Source organism: Pseudoalteromonas shioyasakiensis (genome assembly GCF_019134595.1).
Taxonomy (GTDB): domain Bacteria; phylum Pseudomonadota; class Gammaproteobacteria; order Enterobacterales; family Alteromonadaceae; genus Pseudoalteromonas; species Pseudoalteromonas shioyasakiensis_A.
In genome coordinates, this window is the sequence record NZ_CP077771.1 from 807,016 (window position 1) to 829,672 (window position 22,657).

General features: G+C 40.5%; 22 protein-coding genes. 4 read left to right on the forward strand and 18 right to left on the reverse strand.

The features are described 5' to 3' along the window. Nucleotides 1-4: 4 nt before the first annotated feature. From KQP93_RS21050 to KQP93_RS21095, 10 genes are all read right to left on the reverse strand, one after another. Complete coding sequence (locus tag KQP93_RS21050; RefSeq protein ID WP_217877060.1) at nt 5-754, reverse strand: DUF1365 domain-containing protein; 750 nt, start codon at nt 752-754, stop codon at nt 5-7. Further along, entirely contained in the window at nt 747-2,003 is a 1,257-nt protein-coding gene (locus KQP93_RS21055; RefSeq protein WP_217877061.1) for an NAD(P)/FAD-dependent oxidoreductase, read from the reverse strand. The genes KQP93_RS21050 and KQP93_RS21055 overlap by 8 nt, the downstream gene beginning before the upstream one ends. After that, on the reverse strand, nt 2,000-2,710 hold the full coding sequence (locus tag KQP93_RS21060; protein WP_217877062.1) for an SDR family NAD(P)-dependent oxidoreductase: 711 nt from the start codon (nt 2,708-2,710) through the stop codon (nt 2,000-2,002). The genes KQP93_RS21055 and KQP93_RS21060 overlap by 4 nt, the downstream gene beginning before the upstream one ends. Beyond that, nucleotides 2,710-3,156, reverse strand: a complete 447-nt coding sequence (locus tag KQP93_RS21065; protein WP_217877063.1) for a nuclear transport factor 2 family protein — start codon at nt 3,154-3,156, stop codon at nt 2,710-2,712. Before KQP93_RS21065 ends, KQP93_RS21060 begins: the two co-directional genes overlap by 1 nt. Before the next feature lies 1 nt (nt 3,157). Then, nucleotides 3,158-4,549, reverse strand: coding sequence for a deoxyribodipyrimidine photo-lyase (gene phrB / locus KQP93_RS21070; protein WP_217877064.1), 1,392 nt, complete (start codon nt 4,547-4,549; stop codon nt 3,158-3,160). Beyond that, complete coding sequence (locus tag KQP93_RS21075; protein ID WP_217877065.1) at nt 4,549-5,502, reverse strand: YbgA family protein; 954 nt, start codon at nt 5,500-5,502, stop codon at nt 4,549-4,551. Before KQP93_RS21075 ends, phrB begins: the two co-directional genes overlap by 1 nt. A 10-nt stretch (nt 5,503-5,512) precedes the next feature. After that, on the reverse strand, nt 5,513-6,163 hold the full coding sequence (locus KQP93_RS21080; RefSeq protein WP_217877066.1) for a ChrR family anti-sigma-E factor: 651 nt from the start codon (nt 6,161-6,163) through the stop codon (nt 5,513-5,515). Further along, nucleotides 6,156-6,779 (reverse strand): sigma-70 family RNA polymerase sigma factor, encoded by a 624-nt coding sequence (locus KQP93_RS21085; protein ID WP_217877067.1) that lies wholly within the window; start codon nt 6,777-6,779, stop codon nt 6,156-6,158. Before KQP93_RS21085 ends, KQP93_RS21080 begins: the two co-directional genes overlap by 8 nt. Nucleotides 6,780-6,841: 62 nt before the next feature. Further along, the gene (locus tag KQP93_RS21090; RefSeq protein WP_217877068.1) at nt 6,842-7,420 is read right to left on the reverse strand and encodes an LON peptidase substrate-binding domain-containing protein; all 579 of its coding nucleotides are present in this window, start codon (nt 7,418-7,420) and stop codon (nt 6,842-6,844) included. Nucleotides 7,421-7,640: 220 nt separating this feature from the next. After that, entirely contained in the window at nt 7,641-7,919 is a 279-nt protein-coding gene (locus KQP93_RS21095) for a hypothetical protein (protein ID WP_054562366.1), read from the reverse strand. Nucleotides 7,920-8,177: 258 nt separating this feature from the next. On the opposite strand from KQP93_RS21095, the gene trhA reads away from it, so the two are divergent. Beyond that, nucleotides 8,178-8,807: a PAQR family membrane homeostasis protein TrhA gene (gene trhA, locus KQP93_RS21100; protein ID WP_217877069.1), complete on the forward strand. Its 630-nt coding sequence runs from the start codon at nt 8,178-8,180 to the stop codon at nt 8,805-8,807. Here the strand turns inward: trhA and KQP93_RS21105 are convergent. Further along, nucleotides 8,804-9,112 carry an MGMT family protein gene (locus tag KQP93_RS21105; protein WP_054562368.1) on the reverse strand — a complete coding sequence of 103 codons (309 nt, stop codon included), beginning with the start codon at nt 9,110-9,112 and terminating at the stop codon, nt 8,804-8,806. The genes trhA and KQP93_RS21105 overlap by 4 nt on opposite strands. Continuing rightward, entirely contained in the window at nt 9,096-10,007 is a 912-nt protein-coding gene (locus KQP93_RS21110) for a LysR family transcriptional regulator (RefSeq protein WP_217877071.1), read from the reverse strand. Before KQP93_RS21110 ends, KQP93_RS21105 begins: the two co-directional genes overlap by 17 nt. A gap of 117 nt (nt 10,008-10,124) precedes the next feature. Here KQP93_RS21110 and KQP93_RS21115 point away from each other — a divergent pair, with 117 nt between their 5' ends. The 3 genes from KQP93_RS21115 (at nt 10,125) to KQP93_RS21125 (ending at nt 15,059) form a co-directional block, all read left to right on the forward strand. After that, nucleotides 10,125-11,210: an efflux RND transporter periplasmic adaptor subunit gene (locus KQP93_RS21115; protein ID WP_217877072.1), complete on the forward strand. Its 1,086-nt coding sequence runs from the start codon at nt 10,125-10,127 to the stop codon at nt 11,208-11,210. Further along, complete coding sequence (locus KQP93_RS21120; protein ID WP_217877073.1) at nt 11,210-14,281, forward strand: efflux RND transporter permease subunit; 3,072 nt, start codon at nt 11,210-11,212, stop codon at nt 14,279-14,281. Before KQP93_RS21115 ends, KQP93_RS21120 begins: the two co-directional genes overlap by 1 nt. Before the next feature lie 235 nt (nt 14,282-14,516). Then, nucleotides 14,517-15,059, forward strand: coding sequence for a hypothetical protein (locus KQP93_RS21125; protein WP_217877074.1), 543 nt, complete (start codon nt 14,517-14,519; stop codon nt 15,057-15,059). 72 nt (nt 15,060-15,131) lie between these two features. Here the strand turns inward: KQP93_RS21125 and rluF are convergent, their stop codons facing one another. The 6 genes from rluF to glgC form a co-directional block, all read right to left on the reverse strand. Then, nucleotides 15,132-16,076 (reverse strand): 23S rRNA pseudouridine(2604) synthase RluF, encoded by a 945-nt coding sequence (gene rluF, locus KQP93_RS21130; protein WP_217877075.1) that lies wholly within the window; start codon nt 16,074-16,076, stop codon nt 15,132-15,134. Between the two features lie 89 nt (nt 16,077-16,165). Further along, nucleotides 16,166-17,257 (reverse strand): ABC transporter substrate-binding protein, encoded by a 1,092-nt coding sequence (locus tag KQP93_RS21135; RefSeq protein WP_254907764.1) that lies wholly within the window; start codon nt 17,255-17,257, stop codon nt 16,166-16,168. Between the two features lie 43 nt (nt 17,258-17,300). After that, nucleotides 17,301-18,383, reverse strand: a complete 1,083-nt coding sequence (locus KQP93_RS21140; RefSeq protein WP_217877077.1) for a DUF418 domain-containing protein — start codon at nt 18,381-18,383, stop codon at nt 17,301-17,303. A 7-nt stretch (nt 18,384-18,390) separates the two neighbouring features. Next, nucleotides 18,391-19,605, reverse strand: coding sequence for an EAL and HDOD domain-containing protein (locus tag KQP93_RS21145; RefSeq protein ID WP_217877078.1), 1,215 nt, complete (start codon nt 19,603-19,605; stop codon nt 18,391-18,393). A 91-nt stretch (nt 19,606-19,696) separates the two neighbouring features. Beyond that, on the reverse strand, nt 19,697-21,235 hold the full coding sequence (locus KQP93_RS21150; protein ID WP_217877079.1) for a glycogen synthase: 1,539 nt from the start codon (nt 21,233-21,235) through the stop codon (nt 19,697-19,699). A 123-nt stretch (nt 21,236-21,358) separates the two neighbouring features. Beyond that, nucleotides 21,359-22,657, reverse strand: coding sequence for a glucose-1-phosphate adenylyltransferase (gene glgC / locus KQP93_RS21155; protein WP_217877080.1), 1,299 nt, complete (start codon nt 22,655-22,657; stop codon nt 21,359-21,361).

Below are 22,657 nucleotides of genomic sequence, written 5' to 3' on the forward strand. Positions count from 1 at the left end.
CACATCACCTAGTAGAATTCTCTTGTTTGCCAGAGTGGCCAATAAATGGCACACGTTTGCAAAACAACTTCAAGGCATGAAGGTAAATACCCTTAAAAATACTTATCGTCATAGCCGGAAACTGTTTAAGCACAGCACTAACCTGCTCTTTCGTGAGAGGGTGCTTTTGCAAACGCAGAGTTGCATCAAACAAAAGAGTGTCGTCTTTTTTATTTTCAATATGAATCATGGTGTTATCAGAATTCATTCTAATATGCCAATGATAGTTCATATCTAAGTTCATGAAAGGTGATACGGAGAAAACCTTTCTAAAGTTCACTTTTTTTTCAAGGGGGACGACATAATAATGACGCTCATTCCAAGGCGTATTGCTCACTTCAGCAAGCATGTGAGTGAAATCGCCATGACTAGTTTGGAAGAAGAAAAAGTTAACCGGGCTAAAATAAATTCCTAAACAGCGCACCTGTCCGAGCATAAAAACATGGGTAAATTCATCGTCAATGCCAAGCTCTTTAATTTTATTAAGTGCACGCTGCTTGAGTGGCAGCTGCATATCGGTTTGATAATTAAAATAGTCGCTCTGATTAAATTTAAGCGCCTTAAAACCACTCAAGCCAAGCCAAGGATGAACACCATTAAGCTCATCAGGCTTAGCTAAATCAACCCACATCATATAAAGCGGGTACTTAAAGTGATGCTCTTTCACGGCAAAGCGCCTGTGGCGAACATCACCTACATATATGGCGCTATTCAAACTCGACTCCGAGTTGCTTTGCCACGTTTACAGCACTTCTTACACCGTCTTCGTGGAAGCCGTTGTACCAATAAGCACCGCAAAAATAACTATTGTTTTTGCCGTCAATCAATGCCTTTTGCTGCTGCGCTGCAATCGACTGTTTATTAAATACCGGATGATGATAAGTAAACTCACGCAGAATTTTGTCTTTTTTAATGTCGTCAAGGTGATTAAGCGTGACACAAAATTGCGTGTCGCTCTTAATGCCTTGCAAAATATTCATCTGATAAGTCACAACAGCGGCTTTGTCTGTGTTGTTATTTAACAGATAATTCCAGCTCGCCCATGCGGCTTTGCGTTTTGGTAAAAGTGTTGTATCTGTGTGCAGTACCACTGAATTAGCAGTATAAGGTATGGCTGAGAGAACGCTTTTTTCGTCTTCAGTCGGATCTAATAACAGCTTTAATGCTTGATCTGAGTGACAAGCAAACACAACTTTGTCGAATGTTTCACTATGGCCATCATCAAAATGAACATGCACACTGTCATCTTTTCTAGATACCGAGCTGATATTACTATTTAAACGAATTTTATCAGCAAAACCTTGGATCATAGGTTTAATGTATTCGCGAGAGCCACCCGGAATAACATACCACTGCGGGCGATTAGCGATATCCAACAAACCGTGGTTATAAAAGAACTTAACAAAAAACTCTACGCCAACTTGCGCCATTTCTTTAATGCTTGTTGACCAGATAGCAGCGCCCATCGGCAAAATATAATGAAAACGGAAAAACTCGTTAAAGTCATGCTCGTCTAAAAACTCACCTAGAGTTTGATTTTCTTTGTAATTTTTTTCAGCATGTAATGATTTACACACATCATTAAAGCGCACAATGTCTTTTAAAAGCTTCCAAAATTTAGGGCGAAAGATATTGCGCTTTTGTGCGAACAAGCTCCAAAAAGTATGACCATTATATTCAAAGCCCGTTTGCTCATTATGTACACTAAAGCTCATTTGGGTTTTCTGACGCTCAACACCCAAGCGCTCAAGTAGCTTCTCAAAATATGGGTAAGTTCGGTCGTTAAAGACAATAAAGCCTGTATCAACAGCGTAATCAACGCCATCAACTTTTACGTCTATGGTTGCAGTATGGCCACCTATGTAGTCGTTTTTCTCAAATACGGTTACATCGTAGTGTTTATGCAATAGGTGCGCACAGCTTAAACCCGCTATGCCAGATCCAATAACAGCCACTTTTTTCAACGTGATAATCCTTTTGCAAGCTTCAGCCAAAGTGGCGTAGGAAGCATTCTTAAAAATTTTAAAATGAAGGTAAAACGATGCGGAAAGTGCACTTCTTTGCGCCTTTTCTCGACCCCTTTATAAATATAATTTGCCGCTTTATCTGCACTCACAGCCATTGGCATTGGAAAGTCATTTTTGTCTGTAAGCGGCGTTTTAACAAAACCTGGGTGAACTAAAGTGACATCTACATCTTTTAAATCAACCGCTAAGCTATTAGCTAAATAACTTACACCCGCTTTAGACGCACCATATGCTTGGCTACGCGGTAAGGGTAAGTAAGTAACACTTGAACTTACCAGCACCAGCTGACCACCGGGCTTTATTTTTGGTAATAACGCTTCAAGGCAATAGCCCACACTGAGCAGATTGGTCGTGATCACCCGCTCAAACAAACTACTATCAAAATTGCGAGCATCATCAATGTATTCACAGTTGCCGGCATTTAGAATAACCCGGTCAAATTGTGTATAAGCCACTGTGCTCGAACGAATATCTTGAAGGTCTGTTGCGTCAAATTGGCAAGACTCAATATTTTGATGCTGGCTCAATTTAGAAAGCTTTTCTGTATTTCTACCGCATGCAATGACCTGTTCATTATTGTCTGCATAAAGCTTTGCCAATGACTCGCCAATACCTGAGGTTGCACCTGTAATTAATGTCGTCATTATGCACTCGCTCTTTTATCGATGTATTTCACAGCCGAGCCAAGCACGGGAACATGCCTGTAAAGCATAGCGCCTACGTCAAAATAGTCGCGGTGATTAATTATTTTATCGCCAGCAAATTTTAAGCGACTATGGCCTGCGACCGAGATTGCTTGTCCTTTATTGAGCTTTGGATGGCGGTAATGCATGGTCCAATATACAAACGCGGCGTCGTCATTGCTCTGGATGTTTTCAGTGACATAGCTGTCTTCAATAACAAATTCGCAAGAAAGCACATTGGCGTAGAGGCTTTTAAAATAATCTCGCAGCTCCCCAAGACCATTTACCGCATGCAAGGGATCTGCAAACTGAATATCTGGGTGATAAATTTCATCCAGTAGCTGTAAATTGTCTTTATTGAGTGTTTGATAAACATCAATAAATCTATCAAGGATCGCCTTGTCCATGTCACACCTTAAATGCGTTTAGCGCTCGCTCTCGCGCGGCTTTATGATCAACAATTGCTGGCCAATAACTGCTCGACTTACCCTGTTTCGCTAAGTAATCATGCGGAAAATGGATTTGCTTAGCAGGAATTTTTTCCAGCTCTGGTAAATATTTACGGATAAATTCACCTTCTGGATCAAATCGCTCGCTTTGGGTGATAGGATTAAAAATTCGAAAATACGGCTGTGCATCACACCCCGTACTTGCAGCCCATTGCCAGCCACCGTTATTAGATGCAAGGTCACCATCAATAAGATGCTGCATAAAAAAGCGTTCGCCTTTACGCCAATCAATTAATAAGTGCTTCGTTAAAAAGCTCGCGACCACCATGCGTAAACGGTTATGCATCCAGCCAGTTTGCAGGAGCTGCCTCATTGCAGCATCAACTAATGGATAGCCTGTTTTACCTTCGCACCATGCTTTAAAGTCGCTTTCATCATCACGCCATTTAACGGCGTTATATTTATCGTTGAAGTTGTCGTATTTATTTAGGTTTGGATAAATCGCGATAAGATGGCGGTAAAATTCACGCCAAATCAATTCGTTAACCCAACAAAATAAATTACTTTTACTGCTTCGTAGTACATCAGGGTGACGTTGCTGGATCAGTGCCAATAGTTGATGAACGCTAATAATACCAAGTGCTAAGTAAGGGCTTAAACCCGAGGTGCCTTTAATGCTTGGGATATCTCGTTGGTCTTGATAAGTCACAAGTTTTTCTTCAATAAAGCGCGCGCAAACGTGGCTAAGCGTGTCATCATCAACAGGCCACTTTTCTGAACTGCCGTCTGTACTTAATAACTCACTTGGCTGCCACTTAATGGGCTCAAACATCTGTGGCGGCTCAGCAAAATAAAAGTGGGTGTCTTGATAAACTTTTAGCCATGCATTTTTAAATGGCGTGAATACTTTGAACATCTCACCGCTTTGATTTTTGATGCTTCCCGGCGGCGCAATTACATCACCGTCATATGCATAAAAAGCAATTCCGTTGCTATCAGCGTGCTGTAAAAAGGTTTTATCTCGGTTTACTTCGTTAAGCTCATATTCGTTGTTAGCGTATACATTTTTTACTTGATGCTGCTCGCAAAATGACGCTAACTTTTTAACACAACCGGCATAATCGGCTGCATCAATAATATGTAATTCAATACCTTTACTTGCTAAAAGCTCCCCTAAGAAGCTAAGCCTACGCTTTAATAAATCTAGCTGAATAGCAGCCACATCATGCTTTTGCCATTGCTTCTCAGTAATAAAAAACACCGCATTTCGGCAACCATTTTCGATTGCCTGATACAAGGCGTCGTTATTAAAAAGGCGCAGATCGCGCCTAAACCAAAATAATGTGTTCATTAAATTCCGTAGCGTAGTTTTAATTCGTTCGGATAGGGGTCAAGATACACTTGCTTAGCTAGATACTCATTTGGGTGCACTTTTAAATGATGCTTAATTAACGTAAGTGGTACGTAAAGTGGCACTAAGCCTTGACGGTATTCATCAATGGCATCGCGTAGTTCTTGCTTTTCAATCTTAGAAAGTGATTTTTTAAAATAACCTTGCAAGTGCATTAATGTATTGGCGTTATTTTTACGTGAAGCTGGTTTTTTAAGGGCCGTCATTAACCCCAAAATATATTCATCAGCCAAAGTTTGGATATCTTCGCCATCAAAGGTGCCAAGTAGATTTCCTAAGCTACGGTAAGCCTCGTAGTTATGTGCCATCAACAAGTACTTATATTGGGCATGAAACTGAGTCAATCGATGAACTGTGAGTGGTTGTTCGCTTAATGTTTGCCAGTGCTTGTAGGTGTATACACGCATTACAAAGTTTTCACGAAGGTGCATATCATTTAAACGACCGTTTTCTTCGCATGGTAACAATGGGTTATGTGCCATTATTTGCTCTGCAAAAAAACCCACGCCTTCTGAGGTATTACCTGTACCCGCTTCATTGTAGATTTTAATACGTTCCATACCGCAACTAGGACTTTTAGCACAAAACACAAAACCACTTAAATCTGCAGTTTGCTCTGTCGCAACACGTTTGCCGTATTCAGTTAATTTAGGGCCAACATCGCCAGTGCCATCTGGACGGCACACTTTAATAGTATCGCCAACACGCACTTGGCGAATAGTTGGTCGAGGTATTGGTAGCCCTACCGCTACTTCAGGGCAAAACTTTTTATATTCAACATGGTTAGCCAATTCATCCATGCAAAAATTAGATTTCTTATGTCCGCTGTCAAAGCGAACCTTGTCGCCTGCTAAGCAGGCGCTTAAACCGATTTTAATTGTCGATTGCTGCATATAAACTCTACTAATAGATAAGATTTCCAATTGGGTTCAGTAATTTACTAATACCTTTATTGAAGTGTAGGGCACTACTGACAACTGTAAAGCACAAGCACCCTTCAATCGTTTTTGGTGTGTGATTGTGACGACCATCTAACATCATAAAGTCACCTGGTACATAGTGTCCGTCTTCATCACTAAACTCTCCGTCTAATAATAAAGTGAGCTCAAATCCAGTATGTGTATGCTCAGGTATCTCACCACCCGCATCAATATGAAGCAGGCTTGCTCGTAATGGACCATCTTCTAAATCAATACGAGAGCGGGCAAGTTTGCCTATTTGCATAAAATTGCTGTGGCCAATACGTGTAAGCGCTCTAGGTAAAGTGTAGGTTTTATCTTTAACATCAACAGAAACCTGTTCTTGCTCGTACACTTCATCAATTGATTCATCATCGGTGATGGCATCAAAAAGTGTTTTATCGAACATATCATCCATATCAATTGCTGATTCAGTAAATACATTGTCAGCGTTTTTGGCTTCAAGCGCAGCGATCTCTTTTTGACACACAGGGCACATTTCAACATGAATAGCGACTGCAACACTCAACGTGGCAGGTAAATTACCTTCACTGAACTTGGCAAGTAATTCGTTGCTAGGATGGTGCTTAATCATGGTGATCTCCCATTTCATTGCGTAACTTCTGCAAGGCTAAGCGAAGACGAGACTTCACTGTGCCTACGGGGATATTTAAATGCTCAGCAAGTTGCTCTTGCGACATATCTTGAAAGTATACGCCACGCACAACTTCGCGTTGCGCAAGCGGTAATTTATCAAGGTATTGTTTGATTTGCTTATCTTCTAAGTGGTCACTAAATTCGTGTTGGCCCGGCTGAGCTTCATCAATCAAAGGCCAGATATCTTCACTTATACACTCTTCTTTGCTGCTCTTCATTTTTCTTAGCATATCGAAAGAGGCATTACGCATAACTGTGTAAACCCAGGTGGTCGCTGCACCTTTTTCTTTATGGTAAAGGTGTGCTTTACGCCAAACTGAGGTTAGTGTTTCTTGAACTAATTCCATCGCTTGAGCTTCAGAACCGAATTGCTTTATTCCAAAACGTTTAATTTTTGGTGAGAAATATTGGAAAAGTATTGCAAACGCACGTTTATCGCGGTGCGCAGCAACAGCAAATAAAGCATCAGCAAGCTCTTTGCTTGGAGTATCTGGCATGGCAGAGTATTGACCTGTGTTAGGTTTACAACCTGTTTGAAGTTGTTGACTTACCATCTTTATGTCATCCAATTATTGTCGTTAAAAGTAATACGCCAAAAAGTTGATGTTAGATCACATTAATCAGTAAATTCGTTGTTAATTAGAGTATGGAGGAAACTTAGCAAGTTTTCAAAATTAGATTTATAAGCAAGTTGTTGTTTTTTAACTAACGATATAGGCAAAATCTCTAGCCAGCGGGCAACAACCCAAGCAAGGTTATCGAATTGTGGGGCTTTATATAGGCTTGCTAAATCAGGCTGATTTACAAATACAGCACGAAGTGTGTCGCTCAGTAAGGTGTTTTCGTCATTAATTGGCGTGCTTACATACCATGAAGGTGACGTGATTATTTCGATGTCAGCATGGCGAAGCTGTTGCTTATCCTGACTAGCGTTGTGAATAGAAACCGCATGCTCAGCATAAACATCAATTAATAGTTGGCCATTATCATCTTGATTGAAATCGGTTATTTGCATGAAACAACCTATTTCGGGCAAGTTAAGATCTGTGTCGTGTTGGTATGTGCAAAGCACAAAACCTGTATTATCTTGCACAGCTTCTTTGACCATCGTTAAGTAACGCTGCTCAAAAATTCTTAGCTTGGTGAACCCTTCAGGTAAAATAAAAACCGGTAAAGGAAAAATCGCACGCTTCATAAAGTCTACTATTCTAAAACCACATGCCTTTAATTACGTGCGCTTTTAATCCGCCGATCAATATTTCATGAAATCTTAATATCTACTTTGTACCTTAGAAGTTGAACCATTGTGCAACGTTACGAAATAATTCGATAGATGCATATGCACTGAGTAAACTCAAAACCGGTGCAACCATAAGTAAAAATAAGCTGATTTCACTACTCATTGTCTTGCTTCCTTACTGCTTGTTTGTTGCTTTAGGGGCTTGAGCAACTTTTAACTCTTCTTCTTTCGAAGCAATTGCATCTTCACTCATGTAAGTATCTAGTAACTTTTGAGCATCAAACTCAATGCTGTTCATTACGCTTTCCTTCAACTCGTTACTTGCTTGTTGAACATAGCTTTTAACAGATTGTGTAATTGTGTTGCTGATATCTAATTCAAAGTCAGTAGCACTTGCTTGAGTTGACCCTAATACAAGTAACGCAGCAGTAGTTAATTTAAGTGAGTTATTCATAGTGGTATTCCTTGTCTCTTTAAGTAATTAGTCGTAATTACTTAATCAAAGGTTGTGCCACCCTGAAAATAAATTTTAAATTATTGATTTTTAAGATTTTAATTATTAATTGGTTTTTTAACCTTATTCATGGTTGGTTAATAAAACCAATAGGTTTAAATGTTTTGACCAACATTTAGTGAAAAAATAAGCATTGCCAATTTCAGCGCACACTTGTACACTGAAATTGTTTTATTCACTCATTTTTAGTAGATAGATATGACAGAGCAACTCCCTTATTCACGCCAAGAAGAACAACTTAACGTGCTTACTCACGGCATGGGAGTCCTGTTTGCGGTATATGTACTGTGGGACTTAATTTCACAATCTAACGTTTTATCATCTACGGTGAGTGCCATCGTTTATGGCTCAAGCCTGCTGGTATTATTTTTAGCATCGACCTTATATCACGCCAGTACTAAAGAACGTATACGAGCCATTTATAAAAAATGTGACCACTGTGCAATTTACTTGCTTATTGCCGGTACCTATACGCCTTATTTGGTTATTTCGTTATCTGGAGCTTGGTCAATTGCTGCTTTGGTATTTATTTGGTCTTTAGCGCTTGGTGGTGTTACGTATAAATTACTGGTCAAAAACACAAATAAAAAGGTCTCACTTGCTACCTATTTATTAATGGGCTGGTTTGCATTAGCGCTTGTTTACCCTCTTTATTTGAACCTTGATTTAAGTGCTTTATGGTGGCTGCTAGCTGGCGGGATTGCGTACAGTTTAGGCACTGTATTTTACAGCGCTAAAACCCGCCATTACAGCCATGCAATTTGGCATGTATTCGTGCTAGTTGGCTGTGTTTGTCATTACCTATCAATTAGCTTGTATGTTTATTAGTCCCACTGGTGCAGGCGCATATTAATTTTAGCCTTATTAAAGGTAACACCTTCACTGAGTAGTTTTTGTCGTTGCTCAAGGTGTTTATTGCTGCCTTCAGGAAACGATATTTTACCTTGGCTATTAACCACCCGATGCCATGGAATGCTTGAGCCTTCGGGCATCACTTTTAATAACCTGCCCACTAATCTTGAATTATTAGGGTATCCAGCAAGCTTTGCTACTTGCCCATAACTGGCAACTTTCCCCTCAGGAATGGCACAAATAATGGTATAAATTAAATCTTCTTTAGTTGCCTGCTGCACGACTCGACTCCAAATAGTGTTTACTGACCTCACTAAAATCTTGCCAAATGGCTCTTGCAACAGGACCATGATGTACCGGGTGTTGTCTAAAAACTCGAATTTCTGCACCAAACTGGTGTTCACGATCGATAATTTTAATTTGCTGCAATAAACCAGCGTCGATTTCGGCTTGGCAATGTTGCAAACTGATCATTGCCCAGCCCGCACCAGAGAGTAAAAACGACTTAACACTGGTTATATCGTCAATTTTCATTAATGCAGAGCCTAGCGTATAAGAAAGCCTATCACTGTCAAAACTCAAATCACTTTCAAACATGGCTAAACACGGGTAGTTTTGAATATCTGCGAAACTGATTTCACTGGGCACTACATCAGGCGCGCTAACAATACCTATATCAAATTTACCAATAGGTAAACTTTCGAGGTCTCCTGTTGCATGAAACAAATCAAACCAAGGGCCAATTCCTAAATCAGCCTGATGACTATTAACCTGCTCAAGAGATACAAATCGCTTGCCTGAAGAAATACTAAACTCAGTACTGGCAAAACGTTTAAAGGTTTGGCTGATCACTTGGTTATAGCTATTTTGATGGCAAAGTTGCTCGTAACAAATTTTATAATTGGCTTCATTACCTAGTGCCAGCTCTTTAGCAAGTGAGCTTAACTCACTGTTTGCATTTAGTAATTGCTTGGCCTCACGATAAAAAATACGGCCCTTCTCAGTTAAATGTAACCTGTATTGGCTTCGGTCTAGTAGCTCAAACCCTAGCTCTGATTCTAGCTTCTTAATAGCTAACGTGAGCGCTGGTTGAGTCTTATGCAATTTAAGTGCGGCTTGGCTCAAACTAGAGCTTTGCACAATAGCATCTAGAATGATTAATTGATTTAAATTCATTAATGGCAAACTATATAAATAAAATTTATGCTGTTTCTAAAATTTAATAATTTTTATTTTATATCTTTGCAGCGTATCCTGCAGCAAATTTATGCTTTCTTATCTATGGAGAAGACAATGAGATTGGCAACCGCCGCGTTAATGAGCAGCATGTTTTTGCTTCTTGTGGCATGTTCAGAGCAAGCACAGCAAGATGAAGCAGAGCCGGTAGTACGTCCTGTTAAACTTTTTAATATTGGTAATAATTCAGAGCAAAGCATTCGCAGCTTTCCTGCTGAAGTGGTTGCTAACCAAGGTTCTTATCTCGCTTTTAGAGTAAATGGTGAGTTACTTGAGTTCCCTGCTCTTGCGGGCCAACACGTTGAAAAAGGAGACCTTTTAGCAAAGCTGGATCCTGAAGATTTTCAACTGCAGTATGAAGAACGTAAAGCACGTTTTGAACTTGCTGCGTCTCAACTTGAGCGTGTGCAAAAGCTTTTTAACCGCTCTATTGCTAGTCAATCTGAGTTAGACCAAGCCCTTGCCAATAAACAGGTTGCTGAGTCAGCGCTAAAAATTGCCAAAACCAACCTAGATAATAGTGAATTACGCGCGCCATTCGCAGGTACTGTGGCAAAGGTGTTTGTAAAAAACTTTGAAAACATCCAAGCAAAACAAAACATCCTTCGCCTTGAAACTCGCGATCTAATGGACGTGGTTATTCAAGTGCCTGAAAAGCTCATTGCACGTATCGATAAAGACGTACATTACCAACCTGAAGTTGTATTTGATGGTTACCCAAACAAGTCATATCAATTAACAGTTAAAGAGTTTGATACCCAAGCCGACCCAATTACTTTAACGTATAAAGTTGTATTTTCATTACCTGTGCCAGAAGATTTTAATCTACTTGCCGGTATGACAGGCCGCGTTGATATAGACTTAAGCAAAATCACCAGTTCACAATCACCTTATACACTACTGCCTGTTGAGGCGGTATTCTCAGAACCTACCGAGTCTGAAAACGACAACAGCTATGTGTGGCTTTATGACGAAAACACCGGTCTAGTGCACAAGCAAGCTGTTGAAGTTGGCCAATTACACCGTGATGGCATTGAAGTACTCTCAGGTATTAAAGAAGGCCAAATCGTTGTGGCTGCTGGCGTGCACTTTTTAGAAGAAGGCATGAAAGTGCGTCCATGGCAAAAAGAGCGAGGCTTATAATGAGCTTTGCTGCACTCGCTATTGAAAGAAAAGTCATTAGCTGGATGTTCGCGCTGTTTTTACTGATTGGTGGAACCGTCGCTTACTTTGGCTTAGGACAACTAGAAGATCCTGAATTCACCCTAAAAAAAGCCATGGTGATCACCCTTTATCCGGGCGCGTCACCACAGCAGGTTGAAGAAGAAGTCACCTTCCCTATTGAAAATGCAATTCAACAGCTACCGTATGTTGATTACGTAACCAGTATTTCATCACCGGGGAAATCTCAAATTACCGTCGAGATGAAAAGCAATTATCGTAAACAAGACTTACGCCAAATATGGGATGAGTTGCGTCGGAAAATCAATGATCAGGCATCGTCGATGCCCTCTGGTGTTTATCCTAGTAAAATTATGGATGACTTTGGTGATGTATACGGAGTGATGTATGCAGTCACTGGTGATGGTTATTCTTACGATGAGCTTAAAGATTACGTTGATTATTTAAAACGTGAACTGGTTTTAGTCGATGGTGTTAGTAAAGTAACTGTGGGTGGTGAGCAACAAGCACAAGTCATGGTTGAGATTTCAACCCGCAAACTTGCCCAGTTAGGTATTTCGCCTAATCGTATTTATCAGCTTTTACAAACTCAAAATAGCGTGTCGAACGCAGGTAAAGTCCGCGTTGGCGATGAATCAATTCGCTTACACCCAACCGGTGAATTTAAAGACGTAAAAGAGCTCGAAAACTTACTTATTTCTAAGCCAGGTGAAAATGAGCTTATTTACTTAGGTGATGTTGCTACCGTTTTTCGTGAGTATGCAGAAGTCCCTAACAATATTATTCGCTATAACCAACAGCAAGCATTACTGGTAGGCGTATCGTTTAGCACTGGCGTTAACGTTGTTGATGTAGGCGCAAATATTGATGCCCATTTAGCGTCACTAGAATATCAACGACCACATGGTATGGAAATAAACAGCGTTTATAACCAACCTGCTGAAGTAGAAAAGTCAGTAAGTGGCTTTATTATCAGCCTACTTGAAGCCGTTGCTATTGTTATTATCGTGCTTTTAGTCTTCATGGGCTTTAAGAGCGGTGTATTGATCGGTGTAATACTCCTACTGACCGTACTAGGTACCTTCATTTTCATGAAGTTGTTTGCCATTGATTTACAGCGGATCTCATTAGGTGCCTTGATTATAGCCTTAGGGATGCTGGTTGATAATGCCATTGTCGTAACCGAAGGCATATTAATAAACCTCAAGCGCGGACAAACAAAACTGCAAGCGGCGACTAACATTGTTAATCAAACCAAGTGGCCATTACTGGGGGCTACGGTTATTGCTATTACTGCCTTTGCGCCGATTGGCTTGAGTTCAGATGCCAGTGGTGAGTTTGCTGGTAGCTTGTTCTGGGTGTTGTTTATTTCATTGTTACTAAGCTGGATCACAGCCATTACTTTAACGCCTTTCTTCGCTGATTTAATGTTTAAGCAAGCCACTGAAAAACAGCCACATCACGATGAAGACCCTTATCAAGGTGTTATTTTTAATGTTTATAAAGGCGTGTTGCATACAGCAATGCGGTACCGTAAAACTACACTACTGCTGATGGTGATCATGCTTGTTAGCTCAGTTTATGGCTTTAAATTTATCAAGCAGTCGTTCTTCCCTGCATCGAATACTCCTATGTTTTATGTTGATTATTGGCATACGCAAGGCGCAGATATTCATACCACAATGGATGGTGTTGCAAAGCTCGAAAAATTCTTACAAGCCGACCCATTAGTTGAAGAAATAACCACAACGGTTGGTCAAGGTGCACCGCGTTTTATGCTGACTTACGCACCTGAAAAATCATACCCAGCCTATGGGCAATTGATTATTCGAGTAAAAGACCGCGAAGCTGTTACAACCATGATCAAAAAAGTACGCGATTACCAACATGAACATGTACTTGATGCTCAGCTAAAAGTTAAACGTATGGAAATAGGCCCATCAACAGATGCAAAAATTGAAGCGCGCTTTTCTGGTGCTGATCCTGTGGTACTTCGCCAATTAGCAAAAGAAGCGAAAGACATTCTGCATCAAGATGCGGGGGCATTTAATATTCGCGACGATTGGCGTGCTCGCTCGAAGTTAATTCGTCCACAATTTAACGAGCAAAAAGCCCGTCGTTTAGGGATTGCTAAATCTGACCTTGATCAACTGCTGTTAACTAGCTTATCGGGTAAACAAGTGGGTGTTTATAAAGACGGCACACAAATGCTGCCAATTATTGCTCGATCGCCTGCTGAAGAGCGCTTAAACGTTGAAAGCCTGCGAGACTTACAAATTTACAGCCCAGTGTTAGGTGTGTTTGTACCGGTGACACAAGTGGTTGATGACTTTGTTGTTGAGTGGGAAGACAGCTTGATCATGCGACGTGACCGTAAGCGCACCATCACTGTAATGGCCGACCACGATGTTATTGGCGATGAAACTCCAGCGAAGCTATTTGCACGTGTTCGCAAAGACATTGAAGCTATTGAGCTACCTCGTGGCTATGAGTTGCAATGGGGCGGCGAATTTGAATCATCAAGCAAAGCACAAAAAGCTATTTTCGGCTCATTACCGCTAGGTTACTTAGCCATGTTCGCAATCACAGTGTTGCTGTTCAATTCAGTTAAAAAGCCTTTAGTGATTTGGGCAACAGTGCCACTAGCCATTGTGGGTGTATCAGCTGGTTTATTACTAATGAATGCAGCATTTAGCTTTATGGCATTGCTTGGCTTACTGAGCTTAAGCGGCATGCTCATCAAAAACGGCATTGTATTAGTTGATCAAATTAACCTTGAACTTGACAGCGGTAAAGAGCCTTACAAAGCGGTATTCGATTCAGGCGTGAGCCGTGTTCGCCCTGTAGCGATGGCAGCAATTACTACCATCTTAGGCATGATCCCACTGCTATTTGACGTGTTCTTCCAGTCAATGGCGGTAACCATTATGTTTGGTCTTGGTTTTGCGACAGTGCTAACACTGATTGTTGTGCCTGTACTTTATACCATGCTGTTTAAGATCAAAGTACCTAAACAGCGTCACGCTAATTAATACAGATTGACTCTCAACCAAAAGCCCTAGCAGCAAACTGTTAGGGCTTTTTTATTGCTGAGTTAACATCCGAGTTAAGGTGGGTGTCTAGTTATGGTGCTTGACCACTTAGTTTTAATGGGTGTCCATTTTTGGAGTTCGGGTTATGGTTTTAAATAAAGTGGGTGTCTATTTAATGATTAACTTATCAACTTGTGTGCTAACCTATAGCTGCTTTACTACTTGAAGGATTAAGATGTTTAGAAATGGTTTTTACTTATTGATTGCAATACTCAGTGGTACTTTAACTGCCAATGAAAATACATACTATCAGCGTGAGGCTAATGTGCCTTTTCACGTTGCCGTGGAAAGTTTAACTGATGCTGTTTTAGCAATTGAAGGACAAAATGGATTGATATTTAACTCAAGATGGATTTTTGGGGAAATAGGCACACCAATCGCAGATATTTGCGAAGGGCAACAACTAGTCGATCTAGAGCTCGGGTGTGATTCTATTTCAACCACGACTGTTGAATCTCATTACAACTTTCCACAGCACAGTCAGATTGCTCTGTATTTTAGACCTAACTTGAATGTAAATGGATTCAAATTGATTGAAGCAAGCGTTAAAAACAATGAAGTAGCACTATTACTATTTGAAGATGACAATACAAAAGAGCTGTTCTTTGTAAGAAAACATCAACTTAAAGATATTATCGCGAAAAAACTCACTAAAAAAGAATTTCAACCGAAAAGAGACCGTCTTAAAGCTGATACCATTGGCCCTAATAAAGGCTAGGGTTGAAATCAGTATCATTTAGAACCCCGAAGGTAACCAGTAAAGACTAGTCAGGGCTCTAATGAGCTGAGTTTACTTTTTCAGACTTAATGTACCTGTGCGTTTAGTGCTGCTACGCTTCGTTTGATTTGATTTTGATGAGTGTGAATTGCCCGCCTTTGCTCTTGATTGACCTTGTTTGCCATCACTACGTGCTTTTTTTACGTATTTAGAAAAGTCGCGCTTTTTTTCTTCTTCATTGCGTGGCTTTTGCTTGGCACGGGCTTGCGTTGGCAGTTTATTGTCATCAATTGAGCGCTCTTCCGTTTTACCAGAGTCGGCAATTGAGTTATTGATCTCAGCCATTTCTTGTTCGGTTAAGTGACGCCACTGCCCTACTTTTAAACCCTTTAGGGTCACGTTCATAATTCGTGTGCGCTTTAAAGTTACCACTTCATAGCCTAAATATTCACACATACGACGTATTTGGCGGTTTAAGCCCTGTGTTAGCACTATAGTGAATTGCTGTGGGCCTGTTTGTTTCACCTTACACTTTTTAGTAACGGTATCGAGGATTGGGATCCCATTTGCCATCTTATTCACGAACTGGCGATTAAGCGGTTTATCAACCGTCACTACGTATTCTTTTTCATGATTATTACCAGCGCGAAGAATTTTATTAACTATGTCGCCTTCGTTAGTTAAGAAGATTAAGCCTTCTGATGGTCTATCTAAGCGTCCAATAGGGAAAATACGCTCTGGGTAATTAACCGCTTTAACAATATTGCTTTGGATTTTTCGCTCAGTCGTACAAGTAATACCAACAGGTTTGTTATAGGCAATATAAACCAGCTTAGGCTTTGCTTTTAAAGGTTTGCCATCAATGAGTACATCATCAGCGTCACTGACTTTTACGCCCATTTCAGGCAAGTTGCCGTTAACAGTAACACGACCTTCTTCAATATATTTATCTGCCTCTCGGCGTGAACAAAAACCTGTTTCACTGATAAATTTATTTAATCGCTTTAACTCTGTCATGACACACTTCTGTCTGGATTTTAAAGCCGCTAGTTTATACCAGAAGCCTTTACCAAGCTAGGTAGAATCTAGGCTCTTTGACTACACTTTTAGTGTAGTGCTGCGTTTTTGGGCTTTACGCTCAATAAACTATGTAGCGTATCAAAATCGAAGGCGTACTCAGTGCTTTTGCTGTTTTGCAGTAAGAAGGTTTCAAAAGGGATAACCGACCAGTCTTTGATATTTCTTAGCCAGCTGTAACTTTGAATATTGTGCTTTGTGATCACCCCAAGCTGAAACTTAATCGCGTCGTGGTTTTGCCAATAAGGGTTACCATTATGATGATCGACCAAGCTTATTAATGCCCATGCTCCCATCATAAAATGCCCGCCAACACTGGCTGTGAGTTTTTGCTGTTCAATTAAGTTTAAATTATCATCAAGCCAATCAATACCACCAATGAAATAGGCACTATCTGTTTTACCTTTTACTGCTTCAAGGGCGCCTTGTGCCATTAAATCAGAAGCGCACCAAATCACATTCGTATCTGGGTATCGTTGTAATAATCGGCTCACTTTATTCTCGGCTTCTTGCTTACTCCAATTTGCATACACAACTTGCTCAAGCTCAACATCTTGTTTTCGTAGATAGTGCACGAGCCCATCACTACGGGTATCAGATTCAGTGCCATAATGGCCATTGATAGCGACAAAGTGAGGCGTTTGCTGGGCATTTCTTGCCTCATCAAGTAAGGCTTTGCCAAGTTGCTCACCCGCTTTAAAGTTATCGTGAAATACTTCACCTAACCAATACTTAAAGCGCTGACGGGGTTTACCGACTTCTTCACGCTCTACGCCAACAATTGTTTCTTCAAGAGTGATAAAATTCACTTTGTGTTGTTCAAGCAAGCTCATTGACTGCTCTGCACCACCTGGGTAATTAATTAAAATGGCGTAATCAGGTTTAGGGTTATATTGCAGGTATTGTTTGAGTTCGGCTAATTGAATGTGGCGATTTCCACCGCCATAAATTGTTGTGAGGGCAACATTATTTTGCTTGGCAGCAACCTGCATCACATTAGTCACTTTTTGCCAAAATACATCGCTTTTAACTGAGGGATTAACTAACAGCACAGAGAATTGCTCGCCAGCATAAAGTGGTGAACAGCAAAGCAATGTAAAAACCAACAAGCAAACTCGCATTACCACTCCGCTTTGTTTTTCTTTGATTGTAGTATACGAGGAATTATCTAGACAATTTCCGCCAAATTAATTCACACGGACCATGTGTAAAGTACTGACTATACACTTTACAAAAAAACAATTGAAAAACAAGCACAATAGCAATAACCAACCAATAATCTATGCGATCAAAATTAAGTGCTGCAGTTGGGTATGCGACTTTAAAAAACAGGATAAAAATCACTGTTTGCATCAGATATAGCGTCAGTGACATGCGTCCAGCTTGCTGTAGCAGCAACCAGTTTCTGGGGATATTTTTAACTATTTTCACAATAATGTGGCAATAGCAAATGGCCATAGCTAAAGCTGCAAGCCAATTAATCGGTTCAGCAATCGCGTACATAAATACACTTTGGTCAGGCTCTATCATCAACCTTAGAGCCGTTAAACTTATCGCTGCAGTAGTAATCAACTTAAGCTGGGAATTTGTTAAACCCTGAACAAATATCCCTTGTTTATATAAATAAACACCCACCAACATTAACCCTGCAGCCATCCACATAGTGATAAGCGGCACAGCAATAAGCATTATGATAAACATCAAAAAATTACTGACAAACCCGGCGAAGTAAGAAGAATAAGCCGCGTCATACGCCATTAAAAAACTCTCAGAGCTTCTCGTTACAGGGCTAAACTCTGGCTCTACAAAGGCAAGTAAAAATGAAATGAAGGCACCAAGAAGTAAAAACAACATGCCCATACGTAGTATTTTTTCGTTATCTTGCTGGCTAAATTTAAGGGTTAACCAGCCTGCACAAGCATAAATAAACAAAATATCGCCAGCCCACAATAAAAATCCATGGGCAAGGCCAATACAAGCCAAAACTTTTAGTCGCTTATGTTGCTTCTCGACGCTTTGCCAAAGCTGCCATTGAATAACTAAAGACGCACCAAATAACAGGCAAAAAAGGCTTCTAAAACGCCCATCAATAAACACTGTATTTATGGTGTAAATGAGTGAGTCTGAAAATGGTGGCGTAGCACTTGGGGTATAGTCGTACTCGAACACGGCAAAAGTGTAGATGTTCATAAACATCAAGCCGAGTACTGCAATACCCCGTAAAACATCCATATTTATATTGCGCATAAATCCCTTATAGGTTCTGTCTGCAGCTATCGCTCCAATTTACTGCATTTTCGTATATCTTGGGAAGGTCAGCACTTTCAATGCTTAAATAGGCAACAGCCTGTTCAAGCGCCCACCAGCTGCCAGTTTCGTACGCTTTGACCGTTTCAAGTATGTAATAAAGAATATTTTTTTCTTGCATGAGAGCAGCATGAATTTCGTCAGGAAACGGCAATCGATCCAATAGCTTTTCCATAGGCTGATCTAATATGGCATCGAGTAACGAAAACAGTCCAGTTAAAAATGCCTCACCAGTTTGTTGCTTAGCAACACGCTGCGCTATTAATTCGCAAAAGCGCGCTCTAACAACACAAAGCCGAGTAAGCTCGGCTGGTTTTGACTGGGCACTGTGGGCAGTAATAATTAGGCTCACAAACTTTTTCAGTCGTTCATGTCCTAAATATACAAGCGCTTGTTTTAGAGAGCCAATTTTACTTTTGATAGGAAACACGCCGCTATTAATTAAGCGCAGCAATTTATAAGCAAGTGCGGTATCTAACGAGAACAAACCTGCAATTTCACTGATGTCAGGATCTGGGCGCATGACTTCAGCATAAATTGATAATACCAGCGCGTAGTTGTAATCAATATCGCGATGCTGAATCATTTTGGGCTTTGCAAAGAAATAACCTTGGAAAAAATCAAAGCCCATTTTATAGGCTTTGTCGTAATCATCGGCTGTTTCCAGCTTTTCAGCCAAAAGCTTTATTTTTTTATGTTTTTTAAGCTTATTTACAACAGGGGCAATTTCTTCAAAAGGAGTTTGCTGAATATCAAATTTGATAAGGCGAATAAGTTTTAAAAAACGATCCCACTCAGGCTGGTAAACAAAATCATCCAAAGCCAACTTATAGTTGTTATGAAAAAGCTCACGACAAAATTCGTAGTTTTCGTCAGTAGGTTCCATGGTTTCGAGTAACTCAATAACCACATCATGAGTTGGCAAAAACGCGCAAAGGTCCAGCTTCAAAGACTCTGGACCTATATTAATTAATGCTTTTTTGCCCGACGTTATATGGCGGGTACCTAAATTGAGCTGGTTTTCCATAATGAGTCGAGCCGTTGCCGTACTCTCTGACACATCAGGAAAACTATTTTTTAAACTATCTCTAAATAGTAGCTCATAGGCGACAACTTGTTGACGACGATTAAAGACCGCTTGCCTAGCAACAAATACAGCCACTTTACCTACTTTTTACATTTTATCTCACACTAAGTAATTAATAGCTGAAATTGACAAAAAAGTCACTTAATTACCATGAATCACGCATTTTTTATTGATATAAGCCAGATAAATAGCCTTCTGCAACGGATTGCCACGTAAAACGGGCATTTTCAGCCTGTTCACATATTGCACACCATTGTTTTGGTTGTGATTTCTTAAGCTCAAGCGCATCGCTAAAACTAGTAACAAGTTCGTAGCTTTGTGATACTAAACTCTCACCATGGAAACTAAAACCACTCACATTATGCTCAACTGTATCGCGCAAACCACCTACACCATGAACTAAGCACGGCTGTCCTGCGCGCATGGCTAACATTTGACTGATACCACATGGCTCAAACGAACTTGGCATTAAAAATAAATCGCCTAAGTGATACATGTATTCGCCAACAAAATGCGCGTACCCTTTTAAAAATAGCAGGTTTTCTTGGCGAGCCATAACTGATGTCATAATTTGCTCAAGTTCAGCATCACCTGAGCCTAAAATAATCATATAGCCGTTATGTTGTTTTAAGCGCTGACATAACTCATCTAAAACAAGTCCTTTATCATAAGGCTGGCGAAGTAACAGTGCTTTTTGGTCCGTTAAACGACCCACACTGGTTACTAATGGCCCTGAAAACGGCTGAGTTTTAAATTTAAGTAAGCGTTGATGCGCTATGTAATAGCTTGGATCTAATACCGGGCTTTTTGCCATCCATTGAAATAACGCATTTTCGGCATGTTGATAAAGACTTGCTAAGCTAATGTCGTCAAGCTTCATTCCAGGATATTCACAACCATTAAGAATGCCCACTACACGGCCTTGTTCATAGGCAGCTTGTAGGTCAGCTTCGAGCCCCTCACCACCAAAGAAGCCTTTTTCTGCATCACTTGGGCGCAGTACTTCTTGGCAATAAGTTGGCGATACTAGATGTACTTTATCAACCAGATTAATTGCGCTGCGCATTGGGTTAAAACAATCAAAATAACGCGGATCACATAACCGTTCGCCGTTATAACCTAAACCAGGGAACCACGCTTCAAGGCTTGAGCTGTCGCCTTTAAAAGGACGTATCCCTTGCAATGCAAGGTTATGGACTGTGTAGGCTAAGAATAAATGCGCTAGTTTTTTATAGCGGCTATCTGTTTTAAGTAATAGAGCAACACAGGCACTGTGCCAGTCATGTAAGTGCACAACATCCGGCGTGCGGATAAGCCCTTGTAATAAGGCCTCACATACAGCAGCGTTAAAAAGAGCAAACTTACTTGCATCGGTTGCAAAGGGGCGGCCTGGTTCATCGTTACAATAAACAGCACCATTATGGCGACTAAACTCCCAATGAGATATAAGTAGTTGCGTTACACCTTCATCACTTTGAGCGAGCTTCCACACATCCAGTTTTTGCATATGACCTGCAAATGGTACATGCACAACACCTATGTGATGACGCTCCAAATAATCAAAGCCATAATCAGGGATCACCACATCAACACTAAGGCCTTTTTCAACTAACGCTTTAGGACAATCTCTAACAACATCCGCTACACCACCGACTTTTGCATTCGGTAATGCATCATTCTCTGCAGCTACCATCAACACATGCATGCTTTGCAGTACTCCATAAAACTTTTATACCAATCCTCAATAATACTTAATTAAACGAATTGGTATTAATCAAATATAAATAAGGGAGGGACATGCCCTCCCTTTTTGTTTTAGCGCGATTGCTTAAGCAAGTCGTTTATTACCTTGCTCTTGTTGATCTAACTTCTTTGCAAGTTCATTCAACATATCACGAGTTACCAGCACAATCCCTTTTTTCGAGACTCTAAAGCCATTTTCTTTGTCAGCTTTGTGATCGTAACCAATTTCCAGACCCTCAGGGATCTCACAATTACGGTCAATAATAGCACGCCTAATTCGGCAGTTTCGCTGAATTTTTACCCCTGGTAAAATCACTGACTCTTCGATTTCGCAGAATGAGTGTACATATACATTCGAGAACAGCAGTGACTTTTTAACTTTAGAACCAGAGATAATACAGCCACCCGATACTGTTGAATCAACAGCCATACCACGTCTGTCATCATCGTCAAAAATGAATTTAGCAGGTGGTAATTGCTCTTGATATGTCCAAATTGGCCATTGCGGATCATAAAGGTCAAGCTGAGGCTGCGGCATTACCAGTTCCATATTGGCTTCCCAGAACGAATCCAGGGTACCTACATCGCGCCAGTATGGTTGACCATCATGTACATCTCTAAACGGATATGCAAATACGTTATGCTCTTCAATAATAGCTGGGATGATATCGTGACCGAAATCACGGCCAGAGCCCTCAGTTTCTGCGTCTTTTTTCAATTGTTCAAATAAGAACTCAGTATTGAAAATATAGTTACCCATTGATGCTAAGCAGGTGCCTGGCTTACCCGGCACAGACGTTGGTTCAGCAGGTTTTTCATCAAAACGACGAACACGATTGCTTTCGTCAACTGTCATTACACCAAATGTATCTGCAGCTTCTTCGCATGGTACTTCAATACAACAAACCGTCATATCAGCACCTGTTTCAACGTGTTTTGCCAACAAACCACCGTAGTCCATACAATATACGTGGTCACCAGAGAGGATCATCACATACTTAGGTAACTCATGACGAATGATATCCATATTTTGGAATACCGCATCTGCTGTACCACAATACCAATCATCTCCCTTTCGCTGAGATGCAGGAAGTATCTCGACTGATTCTCCGAGTTCTTTTTTGAAGTGACCCCATGCACGGTTTACGTGACGAATTAATGAGTGCGACTTATATTGAGTAGCAATACCAACTCGACGAATACCTGAATTAATACAGTTCGACAATGGAAAGTCGATTATTCGGTGTTTACCACCAAAATAGACTGCTGGTTTAGCACGCCAATCTGTTAATTCATGTAAGCGTGAGCCTCGCCCACCGGCAAGAATTAGGGCATACGTTTCTCTGGTTAAACTACTTATGTATCGGTTTGCATAACTTGGCAT

Bases quoted from the DNA above. Each gene is read 5' to 3' on its own strand.
- KQP93_RS21060 (WP_217877062.1), bottom strand. From the start codon at position 2,710: ATGACGACATTAATTACAGGTGCAACCTCAGGTATTGGCGAGTCATTG.
- KQP93_RS21065 (WP_217877063.1), bottom strand. From the start codon at position 3,156: ATGGACAAGGCGATCCTTGATAGATTTATTGATGTTTATCAAACACTC.
- phrB (WP_217877064.1), bottom strand. From the start codon at position 4,549: ATGAACACATTATTTTGGTTTAGGCGCGATCTGCGCCTTTTTAATAAC.
- KQP93_RS21075 (WP_217877065.1), bottom strand. From the start codon at position 5,502: ATGCAGCAATCGACAATTAAAATCGGTTTAAGCGCCTGCTTAGCAGGC.
- KQP93_RS21080 (WP_217877066.1), bottom strand. From the start codon at position 6,163: ATGATTAAGCACCATCCTAGCAACGAATTACTTGCCAAGTTCAGTGAA.
- KQP93_RS21085 (WP_217877067.1), bottom strand. From the start codon at position 6,779: ATGGTAAGTCAACAACTTCAAACAGGTTGTAAACCTAACACAGGTCAA.
- KQP93_RS21090 (WP_217877068.1), bottom strand. From the start codon at position 7,420: ATGAAGCGTGCGATTTTTCCTTTACCGGTTTTTATTTTACCTGAAGGG.
- KQP93_RS21095 (WP_054562366.1), bottom strand. From the start codon at position 7,919: ATGAATAACTCACTTAAATTAACTACTGCTGCGTTACTTGTATTAGGG.
- trhA (WP_217877069.1), top strand. From the start codon at position 8,178: ATGACAGAGCAACTCCCTTATTCACGCCAAGAAGAACAACTTAACGTG.
- KQP93_RS21110 (WP_217877071.1), bottom strand. From the start codon at position 10,007: ATGAATTTAAATCAATTAATCATTCTAGATGCTATTGTGCAAAGCTCT.
- KQP93_RS21115 (WP_217877072.1), top strand. From the start codon at position 10,125: ATGAGATTGGCAACCGCCGCGTTAATGAGCAGCATGTTTTTGCTTCTT.
- KQP93_RS21120 (WP_217877073.1), top strand. From the start codon at position 11,210: ATGAGCTTTGCTGCACTCGCTATTGAAAGAAAAGTCATTAGCTGGATG.
- KQP93_RS21125 (WP_217877074.1), top strand. From the start codon at position 14,517: ATGTTTAGAAATGGTTTTTACTTATTGATTGCAATACTCAGTGGTACT.
- rluF (WP_217877075.1), bottom strand. From the start codon at position 16,076: ATGACAGAGTTAAAGCGATTAAATAAATTTATCAGTGAAACAGGTTTT.
- KQP93_RS21135 (WP_254907764.1), bottom strand. From the start codon at position 17,257: ATGCGAGTTTGCTTGTTGGTTTTTACATTGCTTTGCTGTTCACCACTT.
- KQP93_RS21140 (WP_217877077.1), bottom strand. From the start codon at position 18,383: ATGCGCAATATAAATATGGATGTTTTACGGGGTATTGCAGTACTCGGC.
- KQP93_RS21150 (WP_217877079.1), bottom strand. From the start codon at position 21,235: ATGCATGTGTTGATGGTAGCTGCAGAGAATGATGCATTACCGAATGCA.
- glgC (WP_217877080.1), bottom strand. From the start codon at position 22,657: ATGCCAAGTTATGCAAACCGATACATAAGTAGTTTAACCAGAGAAACG.